Source organism: Vibrio sp. V43_P6S15P86 (assembly GCF_009904725.1).
Classification (GTDB): domain Bacteria; phylum Pseudomonadota; class Gammaproteobacteria; order Enterobacterales; family Vibrionaceae; genus Vibrio; species Vibrio diabolicus.
The window spans coordinates 1-13,055 of sequence record NZ_WXWT01000398.1; the positions used below are offsets into that span (position 1 = coordinate 1).

Consider the following 13,055-nt stretch of genomic DNA (forward strand, 5'->3'; position numbering starts at 1 on the left):
CACCAGTAGTTAGCAAAGCTAACCATTTAATTAGCAAGGCTAACTAAATGGTTAAATTAAATAAAAGAAAAATGAAACACCAAAGGCTAACGCGGACAGCGGAGGCCTTTGGTTTAGTTTAAAATGACTTATTGCTCAATGCTTTATTCAGTAAAGCTTGTAACTGCTCAGCTTCTTGCTGATTTAATTGTTGCATCATTTGTTCAGAGATATCTTTGTAAACCACCTGCTCCAAAGACATTTTTTCTGCGACTTCTTCTGTCAGCAATACACGCTTAGCACGGGCATCCTCATTACATGCGATGCGTTTCACCAAACCCTTTTTTTCCAAACGAACAACCATTGTCGATGCGGAAGGCTTAGTCACTTGCAACTCTTCTGCAAGATCGGTTATTCGTACACCCTCAGGGTAAACCTGAATCACACGTAAATAATCGAACTCATTAAAGCTTAGATGTGATAACGGATCTTCTTTGGCATAAACACGCCAAGCTTTGGCGCAAAAACGCTCTAAATCAATCAAGCTTTCTTCTAGTGCCATAAAATCCACCACCACTTAGTTAGCAAGGCTAACTATTTTAAATGAGTCACTCATCAAGTTCAATCATAAAAAAGCCGCTCTCATCGAGCGGCTCTAAATCATTCAATTTCCTGCTTCTTAGCGGCCTTTAGCTTGGCTAATCTGTCTTGCTGTAATTGATCGTAGATTTGTGCCAGTTCCAAGAAGGAATACCGGTGCTCAACATAATCATAAACATTGAACGAAATCGCGAGCTTATAAAGTGAGATGGCACTTGCGATGTCACCTTCAAGCTGATTACGCTTTCCAAGGTAGAAATACGTTTCCGTCAATCGTTCAGCTAGGCGATAGTTCTCTCTCGTTCCATCCATAATAGCTTTAAGAGCGTCTTCGTCCGAGACGTCTCGTAGCATGATAGCAACAAGAACCCATCCCCACTCTTCACTACGATCTCGTAAATAACGCTGTTGAAGATTGGCTTTTGCTTGCTCTGGATTTTGCTCAGCTTCGATGATGTACAGCCATAATGAACGAAAAGGATCCGTTGGCATTTCTTGATAGTGCTTGATCATATCTTCTAAAGCGAGATCGATTCGGCCACCATAATACAGTGCAATCGCACGGTTGCGCTCAGCATAGGTATTATCCGGAGCCAACTCTATGGTCGAGTCAAACGCTTCATAAGCCGCGTCAAACTCCCCCACTTGGGTGAAATACACCCCCAAAAGATTGAAGATATCCGGTTGAGCAGGATTCAACTGCAAAGACTGGTTAAAGTCCAAACGGGCAAGATCACGCAAACCAACGCTATCGTAGTAGCTACCGCGCTCATAATGCATTTTAGCGCGTACTTCATCACTGAGATCAGGACGTTGTAGCAACTGCGATAAACGCGCGATTTGTACTTCTTGTTGAACGCTAGGCTGAAGTGGCACCGCCATCGGTGGATATAGCCACTTTTGTGCTGATTGCTGAGAAGTATTTGCACAACCGGTCAGCGCGATAGCAACACATAAACTTGCGGTTTGAAACCATTTCACTAATTGATACTCCTGTTTGGACCGCTCAAAATTTATTTCTCTTAATGCAATATAGGCGATAACCTCGTTTGAGGTTAATGCGTCGTAATAAACCAAAAAAAGGGGAGCGAAAATGCTCCCCTTTTATAACATGCTTTCAGGCCCTTAATCTAATAAAAGGCTGAAAGTCTCATTTTGTCTTACTCGTCTTTCGCAGCTGGTGCTTCAGCAGCAGCTTCTTCAGCTGGCTTTTCTACCGCTTCTTTCATGCTTAGACGTACACGGCCTTGGCGGTCGATTTCAAGAACTTTAACTTGAACTTCTTGGCCTTCAGCTAGGTAGTCAGACACTTTCTCAACACGTTTTTCTGCGATTTGAGAAATGTGTACCAGACCATCTTTGCCTGGAAGAACCGTTACGAATGCACCGAAGTCAGCTAGACGTGCAACTTTACCCGTGTAGATACGGCCAACTTCAACTTCAGCAGTGATCTCTTCGATACGGCGGATAGCTTCTTTCGCAGCAGTGCCTTCAGTTGCAGCAATCTTGATAGTACCGTCGTCTTCGATTTCGATAGTTGTACCAGTCTCTTCAGTTAGAGCACGGATAACTGCACCACCTTTACCGATAACGTCTTTGATCTTCTCTGCACTGATCTTCATCGTGTGAATACGAGGAGCAAATTCAGAGATGTCTTCACGAGCACCAGAGATTGCTTCATCCATTACAGATAGGATGTGCTTACGTGCACCTTGAGCTTGGTTAAGCGCAATTTGCATGATTTCTTTAGTGATGCCTTCGATCTTGATGTCCATTTGAAGAGCAGTGATACCAGTGTTAGTACCTGCTACTTTAAAGTCCATATCGCCTAGATGGTCTTCGTCACCAAGGATGTCAGAAAGAACAACGAAGTCGTCGCCTTCTTTAACAAGGCCCATTGCGATACCCGCAACAGAAGACTTGATTGGCACACCTGCGTCCATAAGTGCAAGAGACGTACCACATACAGAAGCCATTGAAGATGAACCGTTAGATTCAGTGATTTCCGATACAACACGTACTGTGTATGGGAACTCATCTACTGATGGCATTACTGCTGCGATACCGCGTTTAGCCAGTTTACCGTGGCCGATTTCACGACGCTTAGGAGAACCTACAAAACCAGTCTCACCTACACAGTATGGAGGGAAGTTGTAGTGTAGTAGGAAGTGATCTTTACGCTCGCCTGTTAGCTCATCAATGATTTGAGCATCACGCTGAGTACCTAGAGTTGCCGTCACGATAGCCTGAGTTTCACCACGAGTGAATAGTGCGCTACCGTGTGTGCGAGGAAGAACACCAGTGCGTACATCTAGTGCACGAACCATGTCTTTTTCACGGCCATCAATACGAGGGTTACCCGCGATAATGCTACGACGTACAACTGTTTTCTCTAGATCATGGAAGATAGTGTGGATTTCTTTTGTATCCGCTTCAGGATCTTCAGCAAGAAGAACTTCATTTACTTCCGCAGCGATCTCATTGATACGGTCGTAACGAGCCATCTTCTCAGTGATTTTGTAAGCCTCAACAAGCTTCGCTTCTGCTAGCTCAGCAATCTTATCTTTAAGCGCTGTGTTTTCTTCAGGAGCAACCCAATCCCAAGCAGGAGTTGCCACTTCTGCTTTGAATTCGTTGATAGCTTTGATAGCAACTTGTTGTTGGTCATGACCGTAAACAACCGCTGCTAGCATTTCTTCTTCAGTTAGGTTGTCCGCTTCTGACTCAACCATCAGTACGGCTGATTCTGTACCAGCAACAACAAGATCAAGCTTAGAAGTTTCTAGTTCAGTTTGGCTAGGGTTAAGTACAAGCTGACCATCGATATGACCAACACGCGCCGCACCGATAGGGCCGTTGAATGGAATGCCAGAGATAGCAAGAGCAGCAGAAGTACCGATCATTGTAACGATATCTGGCTGAACATCTGGGTTTACAGACATTACTGTCGCGATAACCTGAACTTCGTTTTTAAACGCGTCTGGGAATAGCGGACGGATTGGACGGTCGATTAGACGAGCTGTTAGCGTTTCGCCTTCAGAAGGACGACCTTCACGCTTGAAGAAGCCGCCTGGGATTTTACCTGCAGCGTAAGTACGCTCTTGGTAGTTAACCGTTAGTGGGAAGAAGTCTTGACCTGCAACGGCTTCTTTTTTACCTACAACAGATACGAATACAGACGTATCATCCATTGTGACCATAACTGCTGCTGTAGCTTGACGTGCAATAACGCCAGTTTCTAAAGTAACTGTGTGGTTACCATACTGGAACGTTTTAACAACTGGTTTTTCGAACATTGTTATTCCTTGTTTCTAATCTTCCTTTAGTGCTAAAAGAAATCTTAGATGTGTTAATTGACACTCAAGGCATTACGAATCGCGACTAGTAAAAAGAAACTCGGAAATTCCTTTTGAATAGTCGCGACCTTTTGGTCGACGTGGTTGACTGTAATGCTATGAGCTTTTGAGAAAACCTCTTACGAGGTTTAGCCGCCAGTATTATAACGGCATAAGTCTAATTTGGCTAAATTTAGGCAACAAAAAAGGGGCATAAAGCCCCTTTTTAGACAAACTGCTATGCAGTCGCTGATTAGCGACGTAGGCCTAGACGTTTGATTAGGTCTTGGTAGCGAGCTAGGTTTTTACCTTTTAGGTAATCTAGAAGCTTACGACGACGAGAAACCATGCGTAGAAGACCACGACGGCTGTGGTGATCGCCTTTGTGCGCTTTGAAGTGACCTTGTAGGTGGTTGATAGAAGCTGTAAGTAGAGCTACTTGAACTTCTGGTGAACCAGTGTCGCCTTCGCCTTGTGCGTATTCTGCAACGATTGCTGCTTTAGTTTCTGCATTCAGAGACATAATTCTCTCCTAATAAGAGTAGGTTTAAAGTTGTAGCAGCCAATCTCTGATTCAGCCGCTACGCGAAGCGCGGATTATAGGGAAATTTCCTATCTCGTGCAATATAAAAATACCGACACTCAGGTCGGTATTTTCAATCATTTACTTGGATGCGACGTCATCTCGGAACACAACCAATCGCTTAGGAGCGATTTTGCCATCTTCGTTCATTTCGCCAACGCCAATAAACAAACGCTCTTCACCCATGGTAAGGCGAAGTGAGCCTTCGGTAGGCGCACCAAATACTTGAACAGGTTGCCCATGCTGAACCATATCCGCCAGTTCAGGCACTAAGTTGACTTCTGGTAAGTCTTCTACCGCAGTATCCATTGGTAACAGCAATGGGTCCAGTAGTTCTCGAGGAGCGCGTTCTTCACGGTGTGCTTGCTCTAGTAACTCATTCAGTTGCTCAAGTGTCACCATCTTCTCGTAAGGGTATTTCGCAACGCCAGTGCGTCGAAGCATAGTTACGTGCGCACCACAACCTAACATTTCGCCTAGGTCATCCACGATGGTACGAATGTAGGTGCCTTTTGAGCAATGCACTTCCATCTCGACTTCATCGCCTTCAAAACGATGTAGCACGATTTCGTATACCGTGATCTTACGAGATTCACGCGGAACTTCGATGCCTTTGCGAGCGTATTCATACAAGGGTTTCCCTTGATATTTCAACGCTGAAAACATGGAAGGTACTTGATCAGATTCGCCACGGAACTTCTCAATGCACGCTTCTAGCTTGTCTAACGTAACATCGATTGGACGTGTCTCTACGACTTCACCATCCGAGTCAGACGTGTTGGTACGTTCACCAAGCTTTGCGATCACACGGTAGCGTTTATCAGAATCTAGAAGAAACTGAGAAAACTTCGTCGCTTCACCCAAGCAAATTGGCAGCATGCCTGTCGCTAATGGGTCCAAGGCACCAGTGTGGCCTGCTTTCTCAGCAAAGTAGATTCGCTTTACTTTTTGCAGTGCATCATTGGAAGAGATGCCTGTTGGTTTGTCCAACAGTATAACGCCATTAATTGGACGACCTTTACGACGACGAGCCATTATTCTTCGTCCTCACGACCAGAGTCTTTTTGCTTTTTCTTGTCTGAGCTTACCACTTCAGACACTAGGTTAGACATACGCATACCTTCAACAAGCGTATTGTCATAATGGAAGCGGATTTCTGGCGTTAGACGTAGGCGAATGCGCTTACCTAACATCATGCGAATGTGCACTTCGTGCTCACGTAGTGCAGCTAGACATGATTCTGGTGTTTGCTCACCCACACATAGGAAGGTTACAAATACTTTTGCGTAAGCAAGGTCACGAGAAACTTCTACGTCTGAGATCGTTACCATGCCAAGGCGTGAGTCACGAACTTCACGTTGAAGGATCATCGCTAGTTCTTTTTGCAGCTGCTGTGCAACGCGCTGCGTGCGGCTAAATTCTTTTGACATATCTTTACTCTTATATAGAAAGAATGGGGGGTTGGTCAAAGCCAGCCCCCCATGGTGTATTCAACAACCAATTACTACTTATCTTTCAAAGACAATATTAGTAATTTTAGTCAATTAGTCTAGAGTACGTTTAATTTCAACGATTTCGAAGACTTCGATTTGGTCACCAACGCGAACATCATTGTAGTTCTTAACGCCGATACCACATTCGTAGCCATTCTTAACTTCTTGAACGTCATCTTTGAAACGACGTAGTGACTCTAGTTCACCTTCGTAAATAACAACGTTATCACGTAGTACACGGATTGGGTTGTTACGCTTGATCACACCTTCTGTAACCATACAACCAGCGATAGCGCCCAGTTTCGGTGACTTAAACACGTCACGAACTTCAGCAAGACCAATGATCTCTTGCTTGAATTCTGGAGCAAGCATACCGCCCATTGCCTGTTTAACTTCGTCAATCAATTGGTAAATGATTGAGTAGTAACGTAAGTCAACAGCTGCGGCTTCTACAGCACGGCGAGCAGAAGCATCTGCACGAACGTTAAAGCCAAGGATGATTGCGTTTGAAGCTTCCGCTAGTACTACGTCAGTTTCCGTAATACCACCAACACCAGAACCAACGATGTTCACTTTAACTTCGTCAGTAGATAGCTTAACTAGTGAGTCTGCGATTGCTTCTACAGAACCTTGAACGTCTGCTTTAAGTACAACGTTAAGTTCAGCAACTTCACCAGCAGTCATGTTAGAGAACATGTTCTCTAGTTTAGATTTCTGCTGACGAGCAAGTTTCACTTCACGGAACTTACCAGCACGGTAGTTAGCTACTTCACGCGCTTTACGCTCGTCACGAACTACTGTTGCTTCATCACCTGAAGATGGTACACCTGAAAGACCTAGGATCTCTACAGGGATAGATGGGCCAGCCGAAGTAATTTCTTTACCTAGCTCATCACGCATTGCACGAACACGGCCGTATTCTTGACCACAAAGAACGATGTCGCCTTTGTTTAGTGTACCTGATTGAACAAGTACTGTTGCAACTGGACCACGACCTTTATCTAGGCGAGATTCAACAACCACACCAGATGCCATGCCTTCAGCTACAGCTGTAAGTTCAAGAACTTCAGACTGAAGAAGGATTGCTTCTAGAAGACCATCGATATTTGTACCCTGTTTAGCAGAGATGTGAACGAACATGTTCTCACCGCCCCACTCTTCAGGAATAACGTCGTATTGAGCAAGCTCGTTCTTAACGTTATCTGGGTTCGCGTCTTCTTTATCGATCTTGTTCACAGCAACAATTAGAGGAACGCCTGCCGCTTTCGCGTGCTGAATCGCTTCTACTGTTTGTGGCATTACGCCATCGTCTGCTGCAACTACAAGAACAACGATATCTGTCGCTTGAGCACCACGAGCACGCATTGCAGTAAACGCTGCGTGTCCAGGAGTATCAAGGAACGTGATCATGCCGTTGTCTGTTTCAACGTGGTACGCACCAATGTGCTGAGTAATACCACCCGCTTCGCCAGAAGCAACGTGTGTGCGACGGATGTAGTCAAGTGTTGACGTTTTACCGTGGTCAACGTGACCCATGATAGTAACAACTGGAGCACGTGGAACTGCTTCCGCGTTAGTGTCACGGTCAGATAGTACCGCTTCTTCCAGTTCGTTTTCTTTACGAAGAACTACTTTATGGCCCATTTCTTCAGCAACAAGTTGTGCTGTTTCTTGGTCGATCACTTGGTTGATAGTCGCCATAGCGCCCATCTTCATCATTACTTTGATAACTTCTGTCGCTTTAACCGACATCTTGTTAGCAAGTTCTGATAGAACGATCGTTTCGCCAATTACAACGTCTTGCTTAGCAACCGTTGCTGACTTATCAAAGCCATGCTGCATTGAAGTCGGTTTAGCAAGTTTGCCTTTACGACCTCTACCGCCACGTTGGTTGTTACGGCCACCGCGAGCTTGGTCGTCTTTACCTGAAGCTTTTTTCTTCTTACGACGACCGCTCTCTACTTTGCGATCTGCTTCATCTTCGGCTTCACGTGCGTATTGTGAAGTCGTTACATGGTAATCTGTATCTTCCATATCACCCTTTTTCTCTTCTGCAGCAGACCAACGCTCTTTATTCTTTTCAGCCAATTCGCGAGCTTCTTCAAGCTTGCGCTGACTTTCCTCTTCAGCCTTACGCTTAGCTTCTTCTTCCTGACGACGTTTAAGCTCGTCGGCCTCTTTTCGCGCTGCTTCTTGCTTAATTTTCTCTTCAGCATCACGCTTTGCTTTTTCTTCAGCATTACGTTGTGCATTCGTATCTACGTCTCGCTTCGCTTTTTCTTCAGCTTCACGTTTCGCTTTTTCTTCCGCTTCACGTTTTGCAGCTTCTTCAGCTTCACGTTTTGCAGCTTCTTCAGCTTCACGTTTTGCAGCTTCTTCTGCTGCACGTTTTGCTGCTTCTTCTGCTTCACGTTGTGCTGCTTCTTCTGCTTCACGTTTCGCTTCATCTTCAATTGTGCTGCGCTTCACGTATGTACGTTTTTTGCGCACCTCAACCTGAACATTCTTACTCTTGCCACCACCCGCGTTCACACTAAGTGTACTACGAGTTTTACGCTGAAGCGTAAGGCGAGTCGGCTCTGAATCACCTGATTTATCACCGTGTTCTTTCTTTAGATGAGAGAGAAGCTTCTGCTTCTCTTCATCAGTAACATTGTCAGAGCTCGCCTTTTTAATGCCAGCGTCAGCAAGTTGTTCAATCAAGCGGTCGACTGGCGTACCAATCTCATCACTCAGTGCTTTAACTGTTAATTGTGTCATGCCGCTTCCTCCTTGCCGAAAATTATGCTTCTTCGCCGAACCAACAGATGTTACGTGCGGCCATAATTAGCTCACCTGCACGTTCTTCGGTCAGGCCTTCGATACCTTCTAAATCGTCAATACCTTGGTCAGCAAGATCTTCCAGTGTCGCTACACCTTTCGCTGCCAATTTAAATGCCATCTCACGCTCAAGACCTTCAAGTGCAAGCAGATCTTCAGCTGGTTCTAGACCTTCAAAAGACTCTTCTTGTGCTAGTGCGATCGTCGTTAGTGCATCTTTTGCACGTCCACGAAGCTCTTCGATTAGTTCTTCATTCAAACCATCGATTTCTAGTAGCTCGTTAACTGGCACGTATGCGATTTCTTCTAGCGTTGAGAAACCTTCTTCAACAAGAAGTTGAGCGAAGTCTTCTTCAATATCTAGGTACTTCATGAAGTTTTCAATAGATGCTTGTGATTCTTCAGCGTGTTTCTTCTGAAGATCAGCGACTGTCATAACATTCAGTTCCCAACCTGTTAGTTGAGATGCTAGACGCACGTTTTGACCGTTACGACCGATAGCTTGCGCTAGGTTGTCAGCTTCAACTGCGATGTCCATTGAGTGTGCATCCTCATCAACGATGATAGAAGCAACATCAGCTGGCGCCATTGCGTTGATAACGAATTGAGCTGGGTTATCATCCCAAAGCACAATATCGATACGCTCACCACCAAGTTCGCCAGAAACAGCTTGTACACGTGCACCACGCATACCAACACACGCACCTACAGGGTCGATACGTTTGTCATTTGTTTTGACAGCGATCTTAGCGCGAGAACCAGGATCACGTGCCGCGCCTTTCAACTCGATAATATCTTCAGCAATTTCAGGCACTTCAACACGGAACAGTTCTGCCAGCATTTCAGGCTTAGAACGAGTGATGAACAGTTGGAAACCACGTGCTTCTGGCGCGACTTTGTAAAGAAGACCACGAACGCGGTCGCCTGGACGGAAGTTTTCACGAGGAAGTTGGTCATCACGTAGGATTACCGCTTCAGCGTTGTTACCAAGGTCAAGTACGATTGTGTCGCGGTTTACTTTTTTCACAACGCCAGTGATTAGATCACCTTCATTGTCGATGAACTGCTCAACGATTTGTGCACGTTCAGCTTCACGAACTTTTTGTACGATAACTTGCTTAGCCGTTTGAGTCGTAATACGGTCAAACGTTACTGATTCGATTTCGTCTTCTACGTAGTCGCCAAGCTCGATTGAGTCATCTTCGTACTGTGCTGCTTCTAGTGAGATCTCTTTTGTAGGGTTCTCAACATCATCAACAACTAACCAACGACGGTAAGTCACAAACTCACCAGTTTTACGGTCAATGGCAACACGTACGTCGATTTCGATTTCGTATTTTTTCTTTGTAGAAGTTGCTAGAGCAATCTCAAGAGCCTCAAAGATACGCTCACGAGGTACCGCTTTTTCGTTCGATACCGCTTCTGCTACCGCTAAAATTTCTTTACTCATTGTATTTAGCCTCTAAGCTTAAACTTTTTTAGGGAACTAAAATTTAGGGATCAGGTTAGCTTTGGAAATGTTACTTAGAGCAAACTCTTCTTGCTGACCGTCTACAGTAATTGTCACTGTTTCGCCATCAACGCCGTGGATAATACCTTTCCACTTACGACGGTTTGCTACAGCCATTTTCAATACGATGCTGACCTCGTGACCAATAAATTGCTCGTAATGTGCTGCTTTAAAAAGTGGTCTTTCTAAACCTGGAGAAGACACTTCTAGGCTGTAAGCAACAGAAATTGGATCTTCAACGTCTAAAACCGCACTAACTTGGTGGCTAACTTCTGCACAGTCGTCCACGTTAATACCATTTTCATGGTCAATGTAGATGCGTAACGTTGAGTGCGCGCCTGCACGAATGAATTCTAATCCAACCAACTCATAGCCTGATGCCTCTACTGGTGCTTCAAGCATTTCAGTAAGTTGTCTTTCTAAACCAGTCATTTAACCACTCCAGAAACAAAAAAAGGGCTCAGAGCCCAATCAAAAAACCAAGCAGTCTCTGAGCTATTTCAAAAAGCTCAGATAACAAAAAACCCCGATAGTCGGGGTTTTATGCTGCTGGACCCTGATACGTTAAGAATAGCCAACAAATGCTTCTCTTAACTCGTAGTGTGGTTAGCACTACGCAAACTTGCCAATCTACGATTTCTTCTTAAAGAAAGAGATTGGTTGCGGGGGCCGGATTTGAACCGACGACCTTCGGGTTATGAGCCCGACGAGCTACCAAGCTGCTCCACCCCGCGTCCGACTTGCTGAGCATTATACTCGCAAACAAGTGATTTACAAGTTTGTAAATACATGGTGCCGAGAGAGGGACTCGAACCCTCACACCTAAGGCACTAGCACCTCATGCTAGCGTGTCTACCAATTTCACCATCTCGGCATCAAAACCTTACAGCTTATTGAGGAATTTCATCACCCGCAGGGGCTGGAATTTCACTCGCTGCATCCTTAACTTGTTCAACAACTGGTTGACCTAATGTTGGGTCTACCCATTGTGATTCAGTCTGGTGCGTAGACATACGACCAAGCAACAAGCTAACGATAAAGAATACGGTTGCTAAAATAGCAGTTGTTCGGGTTAAGAAATTACCTGAGCCGCCAGCACCAAACACTGTGTTTGAAGCACCAGCACCGAACGAGGCTCCCATATCTGCGCCTTTACCTTGTTGAATCAACACAAGGCCAATCACACCAAGCGCTGCCAACAGGTAAATCACAAGTAGAACTGAAAACATTTTTTCCACCTATGTTCCAAATTGTTGAGCCAGCGCCGTTCAAGAGAATAAATCATAATTGAACAAGGCTAGCGACCTCCTAACGGGAGGCGGAGCAATACTAGCGAAAGCCGGTAACGCTGACAAGGGAAAATTAGTAAAAAATCAATGCCAATGCGCTAAGCGCTCAAAAAAAGGGCAAAAGATGCCCTTTTCATTCACTGCACACTTTAACGCAATGATTAACAACTTGCTTTTACAGCTTCGGCAATTTTCAGTGCAGAGCTTTGAACTAGCTCGCCATCCTCACCTTCCACCATAACGCGAATCAAAGGCTCTGTGCCAGATTTACGCAGCAATACACGTCCTTTATCACCAAGCGTCGCTTCTACTTCGGCAACGGCGTTTAGTACTGCTTGGGCTTCAAGAGGATTACTTTCCCCTGCAAAGCGGACATTTTCTAGAACCTGAGGATACAACGTCATGCCTTGCGATAGCTCATGCAAAGACATATCACTGCCAACTACAGAAGCAAGCACTTGCAGTGCTGCAACAATCGCATCGCCCGTGGTGACTTTATCTAATAAGATCACATGGCCTGAGTTTTCAGCACCAATTTTCCAGCCTTTTTCTAGCAGCTGTTCCATTACATAACGGTCACCAACAGCGGCACGTACGAATGGAATGCCTAGCTGCTTTAAGCCATTTTCCATGCCCAAGTTAGTCATCAACGTACCAACGACACCACCCTTTAGCTCGCCACGACGAAGAGCATCACGAGCAATAATGTAAGCGATTTGGTCGCCATCGACTTTGTTGCCAAGGTGATCGACCATAATGATACGGTCACCATCACCATCAAATGCTAAACCAAGGTGCGCTTGCTCTTCAACGACACGCTTTTGAAGCGCACGAACATCTGTTGCGCCCACTTCTTCATTAATGTTGATGCCGTTAGGCTCTACGCCCATTGCAATAACTTCTGCGCCAAGCTCTTTGAAGACATTTGGAGCAATGTGGTACGTTGCACCGTGCGCACAATCTACCACGATTTTAAAGTTTGCAAGACTCAATTCAGATGGGAAAGTACTCTTACAGAATTCGATGTAACGGCCTGCAGCGTCATTTAGACGAGTGGCTTTACCAAGTTCTGCAGACTCAACACATTCAATGTCTTTATCCAGCTCAGCTTCAATCGCCAACTCGATATCGTCAGGTAGCTTAGTACCTTCAGAAGAAAAGAATTTAATGCCGTTGTCGTAATATGGGTTATGCGATGCAGAAATCACAATCCCCGCCTCTGCGCGGAAAGTTTGAGTTAAATATGCCACTGCTGGGGTTGGCATTGGACCAGTAAATGTTGCTTTAAGTCCCGCTGCAGCAAGGCCTGCTTCTAATGCAGATTCAAGCATATAACCGGAGATACGCGTATCTTTACCTATAATAACTTTCTTTGTGCCTTGTTTTGCTAGTACACGACCAGCAGCCCAGCCAAGCTTAAGTACAAAGTCCGGAGTGATTGGGTAT

11 protein-coding genes and 2 tRNA genes are annotated in these 13,055 nt (G+C 45.1%); all 13 read right to left on the reverse strand.

Annotation, left to right across the window (positions count from 1 at the left end; translation table 11 throughout):
- Positions 1-118 precede the first annotated feature (118 nt).
- Entirely contained in the window at positions 119-541 is a 423-nt protein-coding gene (locus CAG69_RS18005) for a MarR family winged helix-turn-helix transcriptional regulator (RefSeq protein ID WP_005394653.1), read from the reverse strand.
- A gap of 98 nt (positions 542-639) precedes the next feature.
- Positions 640-1,560, reverse strand: a complete 921-nt coding sequence (nlpI, locus tag CAG69_RS18010; protein WP_161445483.1) for a lipoprotein NlpI — start codon at positions 1,558-1,560, stop codon at positions 640-642.
- Positions 1,561-1,739: 179 nt separating this feature from the next.
- A complete protein-coding gene (gene pnp, locus CAG69_RS18015; RefSeq protein ID WP_005394655.1) occupies positions 1,740-3,875 on the reverse strand; it encodes a polyribonucleotide nucleotidyltransferase in 2,136 nt (711 codons plus the stop codon).
- Positions 3,876-4,167: 292 nt separating this feature from the next.
- Positions 4,168-4,437, reverse strand: a complete 270-nt coding sequence (rpsO, locus tag CAG69_RS18020) for a 30S ribosomal protein S15 (protein WP_005380094.1) — start codon at positions 4,435-4,437, stop codon at positions 4,168-4,170.
- A 141-nt stretch (positions 4,438-4,578) separates the two neighbouring features.
- A complete protein-coding gene (gene truB, locus CAG69_RS18025) occupies positions 4,579-5,532 on the reverse strand; it encodes a tRNA pseudouridine(55) synthase TruB (RefSeq protein WP_005394656.1) in 954 nt (317 codons plus the stop codon).
- Positions 5,532-5,927 carry a 30S ribosome-binding factor RbfA gene (gene rbfA / locus CAG69_RS18030; RefSeq protein ID WP_005394657.1) on the reverse strand — a complete coding sequence of 132 codons (396 nt, stop codon included), beginning with the start codon at positions 5,925-5,927 and terminating at the stop codon, positions 5,532-5,534. Before rbfA ends, truB begins: the two co-directional genes overlap by 1 nt.
- A gap of 114 nt (positions 5,928-6,041) precedes the next feature.
- The gene (infB, locus tag CAG69_RS18035) at positions 6,042-8,750 is read right to left on the reverse strand and encodes a translation initiation factor IF-2 (RefSeq protein ID WP_012841448.1); all 2,709 of its coding nucleotides are present in this window, start codon (positions 8,748-8,750) and stop codon (positions 6,042-6,044) included.
- Between the two features lie 22 nt (positions 8,751-8,772).
- Positions 8,773-10,260, reverse strand: coding sequence for a transcription termination factor NusA (gene nusA, locus CAG69_RS18040; protein ID WP_005380084.1), 1,488 nt, complete (start codon positions 10,258-10,260; stop codon positions 8,773-8,775).
- A 36-nt stretch (positions 10,261-10,296) separates the two neighbouring features.
- Positions 10,297-10,752, reverse strand: a complete 456-nt coding sequence (gene rimP / locus CAG69_RS18045) for a ribosome maturation factor RimP (protein ID WP_005394659.1) — start codon at positions 10,750-10,752, stop codon at positions 10,297-10,299.
- A gap of 225 nt (positions 10,753-10,977) precedes the next feature.
- Positions 10,978-11,054 (reverse strand) — tRNA-Met (locus tag CAG69_RS18050).
- A 56-nt stretch (positions 11,055-11,110) separates the two neighbouring features.
- Positions 11,111-11,194 (reverse strand) — tRNA-Leu (locus CAG69_RS18055).
- 16 nt (positions 11,195-11,210) lie between these two features.
- Entirely contained in the window at positions 11,211-11,549 is a 339-nt protein-coding gene (gene secG, locus CAG69_RS18060) for a preprotein translocase subunit SecG (protein WP_161445486.1), read from the reverse strand.
- 221 nt (positions 11,550-11,770) lie between these two features.
- A partial coding sequence (gene glmM / locus CAG69_RS18065; protein WP_161445488.1) for a phosphoglucosamine mutase occupies positions 11,771-13,055 on the reverse strand: 1,285 nt, incomplete at its 5' end.